Origin of the sequence: Pseudomonas sp. xss_2, from assembly GCF_043104195.1 — a bacterium.
Classification (GTDB): domain Bacteria; phylum Pseudomonadota; class Gammaproteobacteria; order Pseudomonadales; family Pseudomonadaceae; genus Aquipseudomonas; species Aquipseudomonas urmiensis.
The window spans coordinates 116,560-132,256 of record NZ_JBICKL010000057.1 but is presented as its reverse complement, the minus strand read 5'-3'; the positions used below and the strand labels follow the sequence as shown (position 1 = coordinate 132,256).

Annotated in this window: 17 protein-coding genes; 3 read left to right on the top strand and 14 right to left on the bottom strand. The window is 65.0% G+C overall.

What is annotated here, in order from left to right; translation table 11 throughout:
- Window positions 1-124 precede the first annotated feature (124 nt).
- From ACF8K2_RS14110 to ACF8K2_RS14100, 3 genes are all read left to right on the top strand, one after another.
- Window positions 125-397, top strand: a complete 273-nt coding sequence (locus ACF8K2_RS14110) for a DUF3077 domain-containing protein (RefSeq protein WP_186555737.1) — start codon at window positions 125-127, stop codon at window positions 395-397.
- 180 nt (window positions 398-577) lie between these two features.
- Window positions 578-1,078 carry a hypothetical protein gene (locus ACF8K2_RS14105; protein WP_264234944.1) on the top strand — a complete coding sequence of 167 codons (501 nt, stop codon included), beginning with the start codon at window positions 578-580 and terminating at the stop codon, window positions 1,076-1,078.
- Window positions 1,079-1,090: 12 nt separating this feature from the next.
- Window positions 1,091-1,333 carry a hypothetical protein gene (locus ACF8K2_RS14100; RefSeq protein ID WP_392465341.1) on the top strand — a complete coding sequence of 81 codons (243 nt, stop codon included), beginning with the start codon at window positions 1,091-1,093 and terminating at the stop codon, window positions 1,331-1,333.
- A gap of 150 nt (window positions 1,334-1,483) precedes the next feature.
- Here the strand turns inward: ACF8K2_RS14100 and ACF8K2_RS14095 are convergent, their stop codons facing one another.
- From ACF8K2_RS14095 to ACF8K2_RS14030, 14 genes are all read right to left on the bottom strand, one after another.
- Window positions 1,484-2,173: a response regulator gene (locus tag ACF8K2_RS14095; protein ID WP_264234946.1), complete on the bottom strand. Its 690-nt coding sequence runs from the start codon at window positions 2,171-2,173 to the stop codon at window positions 1,484-1,486.
- Window positions 2,170-4,824, bottom strand: coding sequence for a DUF4118 domain-containing protein (locus ACF8K2_RS14090; RefSeq protein WP_392465340.1), 2,655 nt, complete (start codon window positions 4,822-4,824; stop codon window positions 2,170-2,172). The genes ACF8K2_RS14095 and ACF8K2_RS14090 overlap by 4 nt, the downstream gene beginning before the upstream one ends.
- Window positions 4,825-4,884: 60 nt before the next feature.
- Window positions 4,885-5,436, bottom strand: a complete 552-nt coding sequence (kdpC, locus tag ACF8K2_RS14085) for a potassium-transporting ATPase subunit KdpC (RefSeq protein WP_264234948.1) — start codon at window positions 5,434-5,436, stop codon at window positions 4,885-4,887.
- Between the two features lie 11 nt (window positions 5,437-5,447).
- On the bottom strand, window positions 5,448-7,502 hold the full coding sequence (gene kdpB, locus ACF8K2_RS14080; protein WP_392465337.1) for a potassium-transporting ATPase subunit KdpB: 2,055 nt from the start codon (window positions 7,500-7,502) through the stop codon (window positions 5,448-5,450).
- 10 nt (window positions 7,503-7,512) lie between these two features.
- Window positions 7,513-9,207, bottom strand: coding sequence for a potassium-transporting ATPase subunit KdpA (gene kdpA, locus ACF8K2_RS14075; protein WP_392465335.1), 1,695 nt, complete (start codon window positions 9,205-9,207; stop codon window positions 7,513-7,515).
- 9 nt (window positions 9,208-9,216) lie between these two features.
- Window positions 9,217-9,306, bottom strand: a complete 90-nt coding sequence (gene kdpF / locus ACF8K2_RS14070) for a K(+)-transporting ATPase subunit F (protein ID WP_186555729.1) — start codon at window positions 9,304-9,306, stop codon at window positions 9,217-9,219.
- Window positions 9,307-9,550: 244 nt separating this feature from the next.
- Window positions 9,551-10,603, bottom strand: a complete 1,053-nt coding sequence (locus tag ACF8K2_RS14065) for an AI-2E family transporter (RefSeq protein ID WP_186555728.1) — start codon at window positions 10,601-10,603, stop codon at window positions 9,551-9,553.
- Between the two features lie 12 nt (window positions 10,604-10,615).
- Window positions 10,616-11,398, bottom strand: coding sequence for a DUF4892 domain-containing protein (locus tag ACF8K2_RS14060; protein WP_186555727.1), 783 nt, complete (start codon window positions 11,396-11,398; stop codon window positions 10,616-10,618).
- Between the two features lie 109 nt (window positions 11,399-11,507).
- The gene (locus ACF8K2_RS14055; protein ID WP_392465333.1) at window positions 11,508-12,362 is read right to left on the bottom strand and encodes an alpha/beta fold hydrolase; all 855 of its coding nucleotides are present in this window, start codon (window positions 12,360-12,362) and stop codon (window positions 11,508-11,510) included.
- On the bottom strand, window positions 12,359-13,147 hold the full coding sequence (locus ACF8K2_RS14050) for an alpha/beta fold hydrolase (RefSeq protein WP_186555725.1): 789 nt from the start codon (window positions 13,145-13,147) through the stop codon (window positions 12,359-12,361). The genes ACF8K2_RS14055 and ACF8K2_RS14050 overlap by 4 nt, the downstream gene beginning before the upstream one ends.
- 103 nt (window positions 13,148-13,250) lie before the next feature.
- Complete coding sequence (locus tag ACF8K2_RS14045) at window positions 13,251-13,592, bottom strand: hypothetical protein (RefSeq protein ID WP_186555724.1); 342 nt, start codon at window positions 13,590-13,592, stop codon at window positions 13,251-13,253.
- 96 nt (window positions 13,593-13,688) lie between these two features.
- Window positions 13,689-14,147, bottom strand: coding sequence for a phosphohistidine phosphatase SixA (gene sixA, locus ACF8K2_RS14040; RefSeq protein WP_186555723.1), 459 nt, complete (start codon window positions 14,145-14,147; stop codon window positions 13,689-13,691).
- Entirely contained in the window at window positions 14,144-14,491 is a 348-nt protein-coding gene (locus ACF8K2_RS14035) for a DUF4389 domain-containing protein (RefSeq protein WP_392465330.1), read from the bottom strand. The genes sixA and ACF8K2_RS14035 overlap by 4 nt, the downstream gene beginning before the upstream one ends.
- A gap of 36 nt (window positions 14,492-14,527) precedes the next feature.
- Complete coding sequence (locus ACF8K2_RS14030; RefSeq protein WP_186555721.1) at window positions 14,528-15,553, bottom strand: NAD(P)H-dependent glycerol-3-phosphate dehydrogenase; 1,026 nt, start codon at window positions 15,551-15,553, stop codon at window positions 14,528-14,530.
- Between the last annotated feature and the right edge of the window lie 144 nt (window positions 15,554-15,697).

Below are 15,697 nucleotides of genomic sequence, written 5' to 3'. Positions count from 1 at the left end.
CTGGTCTGGCCTATTCGCGGGCAAGCCCGCTCCCACAGGGTTTTGCAATGGCTGTGGGGTTGCGCTGTGTCAGGTTTGTCGCTGCGCAAGAGGCTGGCGCAGGTAGATAATCAGGGAGATTGAAATGAGCGTTGAACAGAACACTAGCGTTAACACTACTGTGGGCAAGACCAAGTTCTATCAGGGCGAGGGGCTGACGCAGCCGTTGTTTTGCATTGAGCCGGGGATCCCTTGCCAGCATGCGCGGGAGCAGGCTTCGGAGTTGATGGGCTGTGTGCGCGATCTGACCATTACCGGGGTGATGGAAGATAACCCGCAGTTGATTTGGGCTTCGCATTACTTGAGCGCGCTGGCCAAGGCGCTGATGGATGATGCGGAGTTGGGGATGATGAACTGAGGTTTGGTTGGGCGGGTGTGGAGCAAGGTTTGCCTGGTGGTGGAGGTTGGCAGGGCTGGCCTCTTCGCGGGCAAGCCCGGTCCTACAGTTTTTGCGTGTCGGGACAGATGTGGACATGGGTTGCATCTGCAACGTGTCTTGTAGAGAATCGGCGCCCTTCTGCTCGAAAGGATGCGCGCAATGAAGTTCGAAAGGACTTTCCAATACATGGCCCAGCACGGGATCATCTTCACCGTCTCGCAAATCACCCTCACCGACAATGAGCGCGGCAACCTGCGCGAACTGCATTTTGGCGAGGCGAAAAGCGCCCATTATCAGGTCAACAGCAAGGTCGTAGAGATTTACGACAAGATGCAGGCCAACAACCGGCCATGCCTGATGATGGTCGGTATCTCCAAGCCGCTGACCCGGCAACAGGCCGATGCCCTCAACACCCGTCGCACCAGCATCGCCAATGCAGCCGGCTCGGCCGCTGGTGGCGCTGCCGGAGCCGCCGGTAGCTTGGCTGGCCCCGCTGCCGGTTTCGTCGCGGGGTTGGCGGCAAAGACGGGCGTGAGCTCGTACGTCAACGGCGCGCTAAGCACCCATCATGCTGGCGACGTTATCGTCAGCATCGAGGCGCAGGTCAATGGCGGCATTGGCCCTCAACGCACGACTGAATCCCTGCTCATCAGGGCCTGACGGGAGTTGCTCATGTCCGAAGTTACCCAGACAGTTATCGTCGTAGTACTGGCCTTTGTACTGCATTGGTGGGTGAAGCCGTACCCGCTGCGCAAGTGGCTCGGGGTGGCGCTGGTGATACTTGGCGCGGTCGGCTGCATTGCATTGAGCCAAACCCAGCTGCTGGGCTTTGACCTGGGCTTGATGGCGTCTTTTGCGGTGCCAATTGGCGTAGTGCTGTTCATGACCCGTCGGCACTATGCAGCGGTTGACTGATCCCCACTAGCTCATTGCCTTAGCAGGGACCCTATGGGAGCGGGTTTACCCGCGAACGAGGGCGTAGTCCTCGCCAAAAGGGGATGGTGGCCATGCCAACTTCTTCGCGGATAAACCACTGCCACAGAGACTGAGGGGAGAGGTTGCAGCTTAAGGCGCGACCAATCGATACCCAACCCCAGGCTCGGTAATGATGAAGCGCGGCGCGGTCGGGTCATCGCCGAGCTTCTGCCGTACATGAGCGACGACGATGCGCAGGTAATGGCTGTCGTCGACGTGGGTCGGGCCCCAGATGTCCTTGAGCAGTTGTTGCTGGGTGATCACGCGACCGGGGTGCCCGGCCAGCTGGGCCAGCAGCGCGTACTCTTTGCGAGTCAACGCCACTTCGACGCCATCGAGGGTCACTTTGCGAAAGGCGAAGTCGACCAGCAGCGGGCCAAAGCTGGCCGTCGCCTGCCCTACTTCGGCTTGCGGGGCTTGGCGCAACAAGGCGCGGATGCGCGCGAGAAACTCCTGGATGCCAAACGGCTTGGTCACGTAGTCGTTGGCGCCGCCATCCAGCGCATCGACTTTCTGCACTTCGCTGGCGCGCACCGACAGCACCATCACCGGCACCGTGCTCCATTCGCGCAGCTCGCGCAGCACTTGCTGGCCGTCCATATCAGGCAGGCCGAGGTCGAGCACCACCAGGTCCGGTTTGGCCAGCGCGGCTTGAGCCAGGCCTTCGGCGCCGGTGGCGGCTTCGATCACTTTGTAGCCCTGGGACACCAGGCTGATGCGCAGGAACTTGCGAATCTGTGGCTCATCGTCGATGACCAACAGGGTGGCGGCTTGGCTCATGAGTCTTGGCTTTCGGTTTCAGGTTGGGTGGGCAGCGGCAAGCATAGAGTGATGCAGGTGCCCTGGCCATCGATGCCTTCGCTGACCAGGATGCTGCCGCCGTGGGCGCCGATCATGCCTTGGCAGATCGCCAGGCCCAGGCCGGTGCCTTGGCCACCGCGGTCGCCACGGGCAGCGGTGTAGAACATGTCGAAGATCTTCTCGCGCTCGGCCACCGGGATGCCTGGGCCTTGGTCGCTAACGGCAAAGCACAGTTGCTCGTCGCGCACCTGTACGTGCAGTTCGAGGCGGCCGTTGTTGGGCGAGAAGCGCGCGGCGTTTTCCAGGACGTTGACCAATGCCTGCTCGATCAACGCAGCGTGCACGAACAGCAGCGGCAACTCAGTGGGCACGTCGGTGCTCACCCGCAGTGGCGCCAGCACCACACGCAGGCGGTTGAGGGCGCTGCCGACGATGTCAGCCGGGGCGACCCAGTCGCGGGCCAGCTTGAGACCGCCATGGCCGAGGCGAGTCATGTCGAGCAGGTTCTGGATGTAGCGATCGAGACGCTCAGCTTCGTTGCGGGTGCCTTCGAGCAACTCGCGGCGGTCCTCGGGAGGGATCGCATCGCCCAGCGCCAGCAGGCTGTCGATGCTGCCGCGCATGGCGGTCAGTGGGGTGCGCAGGTCGTGCGAGACCGAGGCGAGCAAGGCGCTGCGCAGTTGTTCGGTTTCGCCGTGCAGACGCGCCGCTTCCAGTTGCTCGCCCAGGCGCGCGCGGGCCAGGGCCTGGGCCAGCGGTTGGGCCAGGGCCATCAGCAGACGGCGGCGCTGGGCGCTCAGGCTGTCGTCTGTGCGCGGGCGCACGCCTAGCAAGGCCAGCGGCTGGTCTTCGACCGCCAGCGGCCACCACCACCAGCGGCCATGGGGCAAGGTGTCGCTGCCGTGGCCGGCGGCCTGGCCATGTTGCCAGGCCCAGTCGGCCGCGGCGCGTTCGTTATCGGTCAGCGCCGGCGGCTGGCCACTGGCGACCTGCAGCAGGCCTTCGCTACCGCGCTCCATCAGGCACACCTGCACGTCTTGCCAGCCGTCGAGGTGCTGGTTGGCGGCGTTGAGCACGGCCTGACGGTCGGTGGCCACGGTCAGGCGGCGCGACAGGTCAAGCAATTGGTTGGTCTGCGCCTGGGTCTCGCGCAGGGCTTGCAGCTGGCGACGCTGGCGCGCGGCGAGGTTGCCGGTCAGTGCGGCCATGAGCAGGAAGAACACCAGGGTCAGCACGTCTTCTTCGCGCTGGATGCTGAAGGAGAAGTTGGGCGGGATGAACAGAAAATCATAGGTCAGGAACGACAGCGCGGCGCAGGCCAGTGCCGGGCCAAGGCTGCTGCGTACTGCGACCAGCAATACAGCGGCGAGGAACACCAGCGAGATGTTCGGCAGCGCCAACACGCTGGACACCGCCCAGGCCAGACCCGCTGCCAGCGCGGTGGCGAGCAGCGCCAGCAGGTAATGGCGCCAGACCCAGACACGCTTGACCACCGCCCGCGCCGCTACCGGCTGCACATCGCGGTCGAGCACGTTGATCTCCAGGCCATGGCTTTCGCGCAGCAGGCGCGTCGCTACACCCGCGCCGAACAGACGTCGGCGCCAGCGGTCACGCGATTGGCCGACCAGCACCAGGCTGGCGCGGCGTTCGCTGGCGTGTTGGATCAACGTGCGTGCGACTTCGCCAGCGCGCAGCAAGACCACCTCGCCGCCCAGCCGTTCGGCCAATTGCTGGGCCGCTTGCAGGCGTTGCCGGGCACTCTCGTCGCGCAGCTTGCCGTTATCGACATGGACCAGGCTCCACGGCAGGTGGCGGCGCTGGGCGACGCGGCTGGCGTGGCGCACCAGGCGCTCGGCCTGCTCGTCGCCGTCGACACCGACCAATAGCCGGCCGCGCAAGGCGGGGGCTTCCTGACCGCGTTGGCGGTAGCCGTGGGCGAGGTCGGCATCGACCTGCGCGGCGGCGGTTTGCATGGCCAGCTCGCGCAGGGCGCTGAGGTTGGTTTGCGAGAAGAACGCGTCGATGGCGGCGCGGGCCTGCTCGGGTACGTAGACCTTGCCTTCGCGCAGGCGCTCGAGCAGCTCGCGCGGCGGCAGGTCGATCAGGACCAGTTCGAAAGCTTCTTGCAGGACCCAATCCGGCAAAGTTTCGCGCACTTGCACGCCGGTGATGTCGCGGACTTTGTCGTTGAGGCTTTCCAGGTGCTGGACGTTGACCGTGGTGTAGACGTCGATGCCGGCCGCCAGCAGTTCCTGGACGTCTTGCCAGCGTTTGGCGTGGCGGCTGTTGGGGGCGTTGGTGTGAGCCAGTTCATCGACCAGGACCAGTGGCGGTGCGGCCTTGAGCAGGCCGTCGAGGTCCATCTCTTCCAGGGTTACCCCGCGGTAGTCGCTGCGTAGCAAGGGTTGCTGGAGCAGGCCGGCGAGCAGCGCTTCGGTTTCGCCGCGGCCGTGGGTTTCGACCACCCCGGCGACCACTTGCACGCCTTGGCGTTGCTGGGCGTGGGCGGCCTGGAGCATGGCGTAGGTCTTGCCTACGCCGGGGGCGGCGCCGAGAAATACCTTGAGCCTGCCGCGGCCTTCGCGGGGCAAGCCCGCCAACAGCGCGTCGGCGCGGGCGGAATCACTCATGTTGCATCCTTCACTTTTGCGGCGGTCAGTCGGGCTTGGGCCGCGTTGCGGCCCCCACAATCAATGTGGCCATTTTTCCAAGGCCTGATTCAAGGCCAGGACGTTGACCACTGGCGGGCCGATCAGTGGGTGGAGGGTGGCCTCTTCGAGCAGGGCTTGCAAGCGCTCTACCGGTACTTGCCGCGCCGCTGCCACCCGCGGGATCTGATAGGCCACCGCCGCTGGCGGCAGGTGCGGGTCCAGACCGCTGCCGGAGGTGGTCAGCAGGGCCAGCGGCACAGGGCCAAGATCTGCGCGGTGAAGCGCACTGGCATCGGCCGTTATCCGCTGTGCCAGCGCCGGATTACTCGGGCCTAGGTTACTCGCACCACTGGCCACAGTGGCATACGCTGCCGCCGAGGGCCGTGGGTGGAACCAGCCATCACCCGTGGCCTGCTGGGCGATCAGGGCCGACCCGCGCACCTGCCCTTGGGCGTCGCGCACCAGGCTGCCATTGGCCTGTACGGGAAAAGCGAGCTGGGCAAGGCCGGTCACCGCCAGGGGATACAACGCACCGGTCACCAGGGTCATCAGCAGGGCCAGGCTCAAGGCCGGGCGTACATAAGCAGTCATGTTGGTCTCCTTCACACCAGGTGCAATGCGTTGAGCAGCAGGTCGATCAGCTTGATCCCGGCAAACGGCACGATGAGCCCGCCCACGCCGTAGATCAGCAGGTTGCGCCGCAGCAGGTGGGCGGCGCTGGCGGCTTGCACGCGCACGCCGCGCAGGGCCAGCGGGATCAGCACGATGATGATCAGCGCGTTGAACACGATCGCCGAAAGGATCGCGCTCTGCGGGCTGGCCAGTTGCATCAGGTTGAGCACGCCCAGTTGCGGGTAGATCGCGGCGAACAGCGCCGGAAGAATGGCGAAGTACTTGGCCACGTCGTTGGCGATCGAGAAGGTGGTCAGCGCGCCACGGGTGACCAGCAGTTCTTTACCCACCTGGACCACGTCAAGCAGCTTGGTCGGGTCGCTGTCCAGGTCGACCATGTTGGCCGCCTCGCGGGCCGCCTGGGTGCCGTCGTTCATGGCCATGCCGACGTCTGCCTGGGCCAGGGCCGGGGCATCGTTGGCGCCGTCACCACACATGGCGACCAGGCGGCCGTCGTTCTGCTCCTGGCGGATGCGGGCGAGCTTCTTCTCTGGGGTGGCTTCGGCGAGCACGTCATCGACTCCGGCCTCGGCGGCAATGGCGGCGGCGGTCAGCGGGTTGTCGCCGGTGACCATCACGGTGCGGATGCCCAGCTTGCGCAATTGGGCGAAGCGTTCGCGAATGCCGGGCTTGACCACGTCCTTGAGGTGGATCACGCCGAGCAGGCGTTTGTCGACGCAAACCAGCAAGGGCGTACCGCCGCTCTGGGCGATGCGCTCGACCTCCTTGGCCAGCGGCACGGGCATCTCCAGGCGTTGCATGCCGACGAAGGCCAACACGGCATCGACGGCGCCCTTGCGGTAGCGGTGTTGTTGCAGGTCGACGCCGGAGAGACGGGTCTCGGCGCTAAAGGCGATCGGGGTCAATTGCTCAGGCGAGGGCTCGATGAAGTCGTGCAGTTGGCGCAGGTACTCGACAATCGACTTGCCTTCGGCGGTATCGTCGGCCAGCGATGCGAGCAAGGCGCCCTCCCCCAGCTCTTTGGCGGTAATGCCAGGTGCCGCGTGCAGTGCGCTGCAACGACGGTTGCCGAAGGTGATGGTGCCGGTCTTGTCGAGCATCAGCGTGTGCACGTCACCCGCGGCCTCGACGGCGCGACCGGAGCGAGCGATCACATTCAACCGCACCAGCCGATCCATGCCGGCGATACCGATCGCCGACAGCAGGCCACCGATAGTGGTGGGGATCAGCGTGACCAACAGTGCGGCAAGGAAGATCAGTGGCAGGCTCCCCCCCACAAAATGGGTGAACGGCTGCAAGGTCACCACCACGATCAGGAAGATCAGGGTCAGGCCAATCAGCAGGATGTCCAGGGCAATTTCGTTGGGGGTTTTCTGCCGTTTGGCGCCTTCGACCAGGGCGATCATGCGGTCCAGGGTCGACTCGCCGGGGTTGCTGCTGATGCGGATCAGCAGCCAGTCGGACACCAGCCGGGTGTTGCCGGTGACGGCCGAGCGGTCGCCGCCGGACTCGCGGATCACCGGCGCTGACTCGCCGGTAATGGCCGCTTCATTGACCGCAGCGATGCCTTCGATCACTTCGCCGTCACCGGGGATCAACTCACCGGCAATCACCTTGACCACGTCGCCCTTGCGCAGCTCGCTGGCGGCAACCTGCTCGAACTGGCCAGCGGCGTTGCGACGGGTGGCTTGCAACCCTTGGCTGCCGGCCTTGAGGCTGTCGGCTCGGGCCTTGCCACGGCCTTCGGCGAGGGCTTCGGCGAAGTTGGCGAACAGCACGGTGAACCACAGCCACAGGGCGATCTGCACCGCCACCGCGGTACTCACGCCGCTGTCCGGCGCGAAGCACAGCAGGGTGGTGAGGATGGCGGTCAGTTCGACCACCAGCATCACAGGCGAGCGTTTGAGCTGGCGTGGGTCGAGCTTGACCAACGCCTGGATCAGGGCCGGCCGCCACAACGCGGCGAGGCGGGTCTGGTCGGCGCTGACGCGCGGCGCTTTGACTTCAGCAATGGGCATGTTCATGGTTGATTCCTCAGAAACCCAGGCTCAGGTGTTCGGCAATGGGGCCCAGCGCCAGCGTTGGCAAGAAGGTCAGGCCGCCGACCAACAGGATGGTGACCAGCAGCAGGCTGGTGAACAGCGGGCCGTGGGTGGGGAAGCTGTTGTGCCCCAGCGGCGCGCTTTTCTTCGCCGCCAAGCTTCCCGCCAGGGCCAGCACCGGCAGGATGTAGCCGAAGCGGCCGATGAGCATGGCCAGGGCGATCATCAGGTTGTGGTAGACCGTGTTGGCGCCGAAGCCGGCGAAGGCCGAGCCGTTGTTGGCGGTGCCGGAGGTGTAGGCATAGAGCAGCTGGCTAAAGCCGTGCGCGCCGGGGTTGGTTACGGCAGCGGCCGGGCCTGGCAGGCTGGCGGCGATGGCGCCGAGCACCAGCACGCCGACGGGCATCACCAACAACGTCGCCACCAGCAACTGCACTTCGCGGGCCTGGAGCTTCTTGCCCAGGTATTCCGGAGTACGGCCGATCATCAGCCCGGCCAGGAACACCGCGATCAAGACGAACAGCAGCATGCCGTAGAGCCCAGCGCCGACGCCGCCGAAGATCACCTCGCCGACCATCATGTTGACCATCGCGACCATGCCGGTCAGCGGGTTGAGGCTGTCGTGCATGGCGTTGACCGAGCCGTTGGAAGCGGCGGTGGTGGTGACCGTCCATAGCACCGAACCGGTGGTACCGAAGCGGCTCTCCTTGCCCTCCATCGGCGCCGATTGCTGCACCTGAGGGTTCTCAAGCGCGGGGTTGGGCTGATATTCGGACCACAGCGCGGTGCTGCCACCGATCAGGAACAGCGCCAACATGCAGGCAAGGATTGCCCGGCTCTGGCGCAGGTCCTTGACGTAGTGGCCGAAGGTGAACACCAGTGCGACCGGGATAAGGATGATCGAGGCCACCTCGAACAGGTTGCTCCAGGCCGTTGGGTTCTCGAACGGGTGCGCCGAGTTGACGCCGAAGAAGCCGCCGCCGTTGGTGCCCAACTGCTTGATGGCGATCTGGCTGGCGGCAGGGCCCAGTGGGATGGTCTGCTCGCTGCCTTGCAGGGTCAGCGCGTGGGCATAGTCGGCGAACGTCTGCGGTACGCCCTGCCAGACCAGCAGCAGCGCCAGCACGAAGCACAGCGGCAGCAGGCCGTAGAGGGTAGCGCGGGTCATGTCGACCCAGAAGTTACCGAGGGTGGTGGACGAGCGCCGGGCGATGCCACGGCACAGCGCGACCAGCACGGCAAGACCGGTGGCGGCACTGACGAAGTTCTGCACGGTCAGGCCCAGCATCTGACTCAGGTAGCTGACCGAGGCTTCGCCGCTGTAGGCCTGCCAGTTGGTGTTGGTGACGAAGCTCACCGCCGTGTTGAACGCCAGCGACCATTCCTGGCCGGGTAGCTGTTGCGGATTCAGTGGCAGGTAACCCTGCAACAGCAGCACCGCGAACAGCAGGAGGAAGCCGGCCAGGTTGAATGCCAGCAGCGCCAAGGTGTACTGCTTCCAGTTCTGCTCCTGCTCCGGGCGCACCCCCGCCAGGCGATAGCAGCCCTGCTCCACTGGCGCGAGAACGGGTGACAGCCAGGTACGCTGGCCTTCCATGACCTTGTAGTAGAACCTTCCAAGCCATGGTGCTGGCAGCAGCACAATGGCGAAGAACGCCAGCAACAACGCGAAATCATAACTGTGCATGGCCGCTCCCTAGCTGCGATCGGCGCGCAACAGCGCCACCAGCAGGTAAACCGCCAACGCCACTGCCAACAGCAGTGACACCCCGTCGAGCATATTCATGAGCGATCTCCCCGAATTGCGGCGTTGGCCGCTTTGGGGAAATTGTCCGAGGGAGGGGCGTAAAGGGGCGAGATCGGGGGGTGGCTCAAGCCATAAAGAATGCGTAAAGACCAGCAGTTTGCTGTTAGCGGCTGCTGAGCCTGGAGCGGGCTTATCCCGCGATGGCGTCAGCTCAGGCGATGATATTGAGCCTGCTGACGCCATCGCGGGCAAGCCCGCTCCTACAGGGGTTGTGGAGGTCGGATCAGCGCTGTGGCGTGTGCTGCCCGGCGCTACGGCTCCAGTCCAGCAGCAGGCTGTAGGCCACTGCGAGCAAGGTCGGCCCGATGAACAGGCCAATGAAGCCAAACGCGATCAATCCGCCAAATACCCCAAGCAGCACGATCACCAACGGCAGGTTGCCGCCGCGGCTGATCAGGTAGGGCTTGAGCACGTTATCCACGCCGCTGATGACGAAGGTACCCCAGATACCGAGGAACACCGCCATCCCATACTCCCCCTGCCACACCAGCCAGGCCGTCGCGGGGATCCAGGCCAACGGTGGCCCCATGGGGATCAGGCTGAGCATGAAGGTGACCAGGCCAAGCACGATAGCGCCAGGGACCCCGGCGATCAGGAATCCGATCATCGCCAGCAGCCCTTGCGCCGCCGCGGTACCAATCACGCCATTGACCACCCGCTGCACGGTGCCGGCCACCAGGTCGATGTAGTACTCGGCACGCTCGCCAATCAACCGCTGCAACAAGCGCAAGACGAACGCCGCCAGGCGTGGCCCGTCACGGTAGAAGAAGAACACGAACACCAGGCTCAAGGTCAGCTCGAGCACGCCGCTGCCGATCTGTGCACTGCGCGCCAGTAGCCAGTTGCCCACCTGGCCCAGATACGGTTTGATCGATGCAATCAGCGCAGCGCCTTGCTGGTCGACAGAGTCCCACATCGCCACCAGCCGTTCACCGACAAAGGGAATACCCCCCAGCCAACTCGGTGCGTCGGGCAAGCCATCGACCTGGACATCGCGCACGAAGGCCGTGGCATCACGGATATGGTCGGCCAGGTTGAACCCCAGCCACACCAGCGGCAGCGCCACCAGCAAGATCCACACTGTGGTCAGCACGCTGGCGGCGAGGGTCTCGCGCCCGCCGAGCAGGCGCGTGAGCAGGCGCATCAATGGCCAGCTGGCGAACGCCAGGATAGCGCCCCACAGCAGCGCGGAAATAAACGGCGCCATCACCCACAAGCCGGCACCGAGCAGCGCCAGCAGGAGGATCTGGACCAGCAGGCGATCATTGTTGGCCATGGTGACTCACTTTCAGCGGATCAATTCCAGGTGCAAGCCTTCTGTCGGTGCCGTGCCCACTTCCAGGCGCGCGCTACGCACACCGGCCTTGGCCAGTTGTTCGCGCCAGGCTTCGGCTTGCTCGCCGCTCAAGCTCACTCGCAGGGTGCTGTCGAGGTTGAGGCTGCGGCTCAGCAGGGTCACCCAGGCATCCTTGGGCTCAGCAAGATCAGGGTAGTCGAGCTTGCCGGTGTCGCGCAGCTCGCGCATCACCGTAGCCGAGGTGGGCAGCAGTTCGCCCAGTGGTTGCTCGGCAACGAACTCTTCCACATGCAGGTAGGCGCGCTTGTTGCCAGCGGTGACGCTGTACAACGCTACCAGGGTGTTGGCCTCTTCTGCCGAGCGCCGCAGGAGGATGAACGCCTGTTGGTCGTCGCCGCCATTGAGCCGAGCGTTCTTGAACACTTCATTGGCCCACAGGCTGGCTTCGCCGCAGTCACGTTTTTCACACCAGAACAACGGGTAGCCGCCGTCGCGCTGCAGCGCTTCGCGGGCGCTGGTGAAGGCTTCGCGCGCGGTACGCTCGGTGGGCAACAGGTAAGTGACGGAATTGACCTGGCCACGGCTCTCGACCTTGCCTTCAACGCGCAGGCGGCCACTGATCTTGCGCAATGCGCCCATCGGATAGACGCGCTCCTGCTCGACCGCAGGGCGCTCATCGACAACTTTGCCGTCCAACGGGACCGGCAGCGTGCCGGCCCACACTATCGGGCTGGCCAGGCCCAGGCAGGCGGCGATGACGATTCGAATGCTCATCGGCCACCCATGCCGCACGCAGCGCCGGTGATCGATGGATGGATGTCTGGCATGTACATGGTTGTCTCCCTGTTCAACCCGCCAAGCCTCGACACTTGTCCGGTGCAAGTCAAGGAAACCCGAAAAAGCGATTGATACAGTCTGCGACAAGGGTCGCGCCGTGCTCGTCATTCAGGTGCAGGTGATGGCCGCCTGGCAGTGAAACCTGTTCAAAGGGTAGCTGCTCCAGCAACGCCGTGTGCCGGGCAAGCATGCCATCGGCGGCCACCACCAGGCAGGCATTGCACTTTACGCGTTTGACGAAGGCCATGGCCTGGGTTTCGCTCAGCCGCACGGGCGATGGCAGGGTCAGGCGGCTGTCGCTGCGCCAGCTGTAACCGCCGGGCACCGGCATCAGGCCGCGCTGGGCCAGCAGTTCGGCGGCTTCGCGACTGACGGCGACCATGCCTTTCATGCGCGCCTCGACGCCCTCCTCCAGATTGGCGTACACCGACTTGCGCTTGCCATCCAGGCGCAACTGGGCCTGCAGCGCCATGCCTAGCCGTTCGGCAGCGTCTTGCTCGACGCCGGTCGGCGGAATGACGCCGTCGATCATCAGCAAATGGCTGACCCGATCAGGCAAGGCGCCGGCCAGTTGCACGGAAATGATCGCCCCCAATGAGTGCCCAAGCAGGCCGAAGCGCTCCCAACCGAGCTGTTGGGCAACCCGCACTACGTCGTGGGCGTAATCGGCCAGCGCATAGCTGGCGCCGGCCGGGCGATGCTCCGAGTAGCCATGCCCGGCCAAATCCAGCGCGACGATGCGCAGCCCTTTGAGGCGGGGCGCCAGGCGGGCGAAGCTGTTGGCGTTGTCCAGCCAGCCATGCAGGGCGATCACCGGGATGCCGTCGGCGGGGCCGAACAGGTGCGCGGCCAGTTCGATATGGCCCAGGTTCAGGCGGATTTCCTCGACCTGCGCGCTCATGCCTGGCTCCAGCGATCGAACAGGCCCTTGATCAGGCTGGCGGTATCGTCGGGGCGCTCCAGCGGGAACATGTGCCCGCCCGGCACGCTGTGGTATTCCCCCTGGGGCATGCCGCGCACGGCCAGGGCATGGTGGCGGCGGATCACCCGGCTGCGCTCGCCGCGGACCATCGCCAGCGGCACCTGCAGCTGGCGCGCCGGAGCTGGGCTGAGGTGGGGAATGCTGCGGTAGATGCTGATCTCGGTGGCCGGATCGAAGCGCAGGCGCAGGCCGTCTTGCGCTGCTTGCAGGCCGTGTTCCAGATAAGCTTCCAGGCAATCCGGGTCGAAGTGGCGGAACAGGGTCTTGCCGGCAAAGTAGCCACGGGCGCTGTCGCGATCACTGAATGACTCGCGCCGGCCCAAGGTGCGCCCTGCCGGGGTGATGCGGTCGATGAAGCCAAAGCGCTTGGCCGCGCGGATTACCCATTGATCGGCGCGGGTCAGCACGGGCGAGTCGAGCATTACCACGCCGCGGTAGTACTGCGGGCAACGCAGCGCCGCATGCAAGTGCAGCACGCCGCCCAGCGAGTGGCCGACGCCCCAGACCGGCGCGTCCTGTTGGGCCAGGTGATGGAGTAGCTCATTGACCAGGTTCAGCCAGTTGTCATCGACCGGAAAGCGCGGATCGTGCGCATGCTGCTCCAGGTGCTGGACTTGGTAGTCCGGCGCCAGTGCGGCAAACAGCTTGCCGTAGGTGGCCGAGGGAAAGCCATTGGCATGGGCGAAGAAGATCTGCTGCGACATGGCCGGCTGCTCTGCTGGGGGAATGATGGCCCATTGTCGGCAAGCGCGGCGGTGGCGGCAACGTTTGGATAGGTCATCGCCAAGGGCGATCAGGTCATCGAAGTCAATCGAAACTGGCCATCGAGCGGCGCAGACAGGCGTGCATATACGCCAGCTGATACTCCAGCGCCTCACGCGCCAGGCCTTTATCGCGCTCACTGAGCTGGAGCCTGCGCAAGGCCAGGCAGCTGGTTTGCAGCAGGTGCGCCATGCGCATACTGGCCTGGCGCAGTTGTTCGAGTTCGTATTGGCCCTCGAACTTGCGCAGCAACAGGTTGAAGCTGGCATCTGCGCAGTCTTGCAACAAGCGGTGCTCGGCGAAATCCGGGACGCCCCGCTCATTGAGCTTATCCAGTGCCGCCTGCGGCTTTACCGACTGCACCAACTCCAGACGCCGACTGCTCATTCAATGCTCCCTGGCCCACTGCTCGCTTGATGTGCCGGCAACGCTAGCAATGCGCCCCACGCTAAAGCAACTGACAAAACTACCAGTTGCCAGGGATCAGCCTGGGTGGCTAAGGGCGCGCAGGGTCATCAAGCCTGCCAGCGGCCAATCGCCTTCCAGTTCGGCGAGGCTGGCGGTGCTCATTGGCGCGGCTTGTTGCCCATGGCCATGCTCGAGCATGCCGACCAGCGCCCCAACCAAAGGCTGGTGGCTGACCAACAAGACATGCTCCAGGCCCAACCGCTCGATCTCACCTATGACCTTTTGCACATCGCTTTCCGGGGTCAACCAGGGCACGGTGCGCACCGGCTCGGCGAAGCCCAGGGTGTCATGCACCAGTGCGGCGGTCTGCTGGGCGCGCACATAGGGGCTGGCGATGATCGCCTGCAGCGGCTGGCCGAGCAGCCGCGCAGCGCTGTGCAACACTTGCTCGCGGCCATGGGCGGTCAGGCGTCGCTCGGCATCGGTATTGGCGCGCGGCTCGGCCTCGCCATGGCGCAGCACCCACAGCTTCACAGCTTGGGCTCCTCGTCACGCACCGGATGGGGCGCCGGGGCGACGGCATGCGGCGCCTCGCCTTCCGGGGTACGCGGGGTTGGCCAGTCGGCGAACGGCCATGGCTTGTTATCGGTATGGAAGGTGCCGAAACGACCGATCTGCGCCAGGTACTGGCTGAGGCTGTCGCCAAAGTTCATCAGGCTGGCGCTGGGCGCGCCATAGATCAGCCGGTAGATCAGCTGGACCAGGACCAGGCCGCCGAGCAGCAACTCGGCCAACTGCCAGACCACCAGGAACACCACCATCCACAGCACCCGCAGGATGATCGACTCGCGTTGGGCGCGCTCGGGGGTATCGTTCATGTATTGCTCCTTGCTCTGGTCAGAGCCGCTGACGGCTCAGTTGAAACCGCTGGTGGAAATGAAGTCGACGTCGGTTTTCGGCTCGGCACGCATCAGGTGTTCGATGACCTGGTTGAGCGTGCGCCCCTCGAACAGGATCGCGTGCAAACCGGCCACCAGCGGCATGTACACCTGCGCCTCATGGGCCTTGGCCTTGAGTACCTTGAGGGTGTTGACCCCTTCGGCCACTTCGCCCAAGCGGCTGACGGCCTGTTCCAGCGACAGTCCTTGGCCCAAGGCATGGCCGACCTGGTAGTTGCGGCTCTTGGGCGAAGAGCAGGTGACGATCAGGTCGCCGACCCCGGCCAGACCAAGGAAGGTCATCGGGTTGGCCCCCAGGCTCACGGCAAAGCGGGTCATCTCGGCCAGGGCACGGGTAATCAGCATGCTCTTGGTGTTCTCGCCCATGCCCAGCGCCACAGCCATGCCGGCGATGATCGCGTAGACGTTCTTCAGCGCACCGCCCAGCTCGACGCCGAAGCGGTCGGCGCTGGCGTAGACACGGAAGGTGCGGCCATGCAGCACCTCCTGTACGCGCTGGCACAGCGCTTCGTCTTCACTGGCGACCACGGTGGCGGTCAGCGCGTGCTCGGCGATCTCGCGGGCCAGGTTCGGCCCGGACAGCACGCCAATGCGCGCCTGGGGGGCGATCTCTTCGAGGATCTGGCTCATCAGCTTGAAGCTCTGCGCCTCGATGCCTTTGGTCAGGCTGACCAGGCATTTGCCCCGCAGCAGCTCGGCATGCGGCGCCAGCACGCTGCGCAGCGCGCTGGATGGCAGGGCGACGAAGATTAGCTCGGCGGCTTGCAGGGTAGCCAGCAAGTCGTTGACTGGCTCGACGCCGTCCTGCAGGCGAATGCCTTTGAGGTAGCGCGGGTTCTCGCGATTGACGCGCATGGCCTGGGCCTGGTCCGGATCGCGCATCCATTGGCGTACCGGGTTGCCGTTTTCCGCCAGCAGGTTCGCCACGGCGGTGCCGAAGCTGCCGCCTCCCAGCACCGCAACAGGTTGCTGTTCAGTCATATCCAATCCGTTAAAGCCATAAGTTAAGTGGCAACCGCTGCATTATACGGCCCGTGTGCGTCAGAACCAGTGGCAGACGCGTGCGAGCTGCGAAGTCGCAGGCAGCCTGCACGCGTGAAGAAGCCAACACAGTACTCAGCCTTG

Excerpts from the sequence above, each read along its gene's own strand:
- ACF8K2_RS14065 (WP_186555728.1), bottom strand. The coding sequence starts at position 10,603 with ATGGCCAACAATGATCGCCTGCTGGTCCAGATCCTCCTGCTGGCGCTG.
- kdpC (WP_264234948.1), bottom strand. The coding sequence starts at position 5,436 with ATGACTGCTTATGTACGCCCGGCCTTGAGCCTGGCCCTGCTGATGACC.
- ACF8K2_RS14060 (WP_186555727.1), bottom strand. The coding sequence starts at position 11,398 with ATGAGCATTCGAATCGTCATCGCCGCCTGCCTGGGCCTGGCCAGCCCG.
- kdpA (WP_392465335.1), bottom strand. The coding sequence starts at position 9,207 with ATGCACAGTTATGATTTCGCGTTGTTGCTGGCGTTCTTCGCCATTGTG.
- ACF8K2_RS14100 (WP_392465341.1), top strand. The coding sequence starts at position 1,091 with ATGTCCGAAGTTACCCAGACAGTTATCGTCGTAGTACTGGCCTTTGTA.
- kdpF (WP_186555729.1), bottom strand. The coding sequence starts at position 9,306 with ATGAATATGCTCGACGGGGTGTCACTGCTGTTGGCAGTGGCGTTGGCG.
- ACF8K2_RS14110 (WP_186555737.1), top strand. The coding sequence starts at position 125 with ATGAGCGTTGAACAGAACACTAGCGTTAACACTACTGTGGGCAAGACC.
- ACF8K2_RS14050 (WP_186555725.1), bottom strand. The coding sequence starts at position 13,147 with ATGTCGCAGCAGATCTTCTTCGCCCATGCCAATGGCTTTCCCTCGGCC.
- ACF8K2_RS14045 (WP_186555724.1), bottom strand. The coding sequence starts at position 13,592 with ATGAGCAGTCGGCGTCTGGAGTTGGTGCAGTCGGTAAAGCCGCAGGCG.
- ACF8K2_RS14105 (WP_264234944.1), top strand. The coding sequence starts at position 578 with ATGAAGTTCGAAAGGACTTTCCAATACATGGCCCAGCACGGGATCATC.
- kdpB (WP_392465337.1), bottom strand. The coding sequence starts at position 7,502 with ATGAACATGCCCATTGCTGAAGTCAAAGCGCCGCGCGTCAGCGCCGAC.
- ACF8K2_RS14055 (WP_392465333.1), bottom strand. The coding sequence starts at position 12,362 with ATGAGCGCGCAGGTCGAGGAAATCCGCCTGAACCTGGGCCATATCGAA.
- ACF8K2_RS14030 (WP_186555721.1), bottom strand. The coding sequence starts at position 15,553 with ATGACTGAACAGCAACCTGTTGCGGTGCTGGGAGGCGGCAGCTTCGGC.
- ACF8K2_RS14035 (WP_392465330.1), bottom strand. The coding sequence starts at position 14,491 with ATGAACGATACCCCCGAGCGCGCCCAACGCGAGTCGATCATCCTGCGG.
- ACF8K2_RS14095 (WP_264234946.1), bottom strand. The coding sequence starts at position 2,173 with ATGAGCCAAGCCGCCACCCTGTTGGTCATCGACGATGAGCCACAGATT.
- ACF8K2_RS14090 (WP_392465340.1), bottom strand. The coding sequence starts at position 4,824 with ATGAGTGATTCCGCCCGCGCCGACGCGCTGTTGGCGGGCTTGCCCCGC.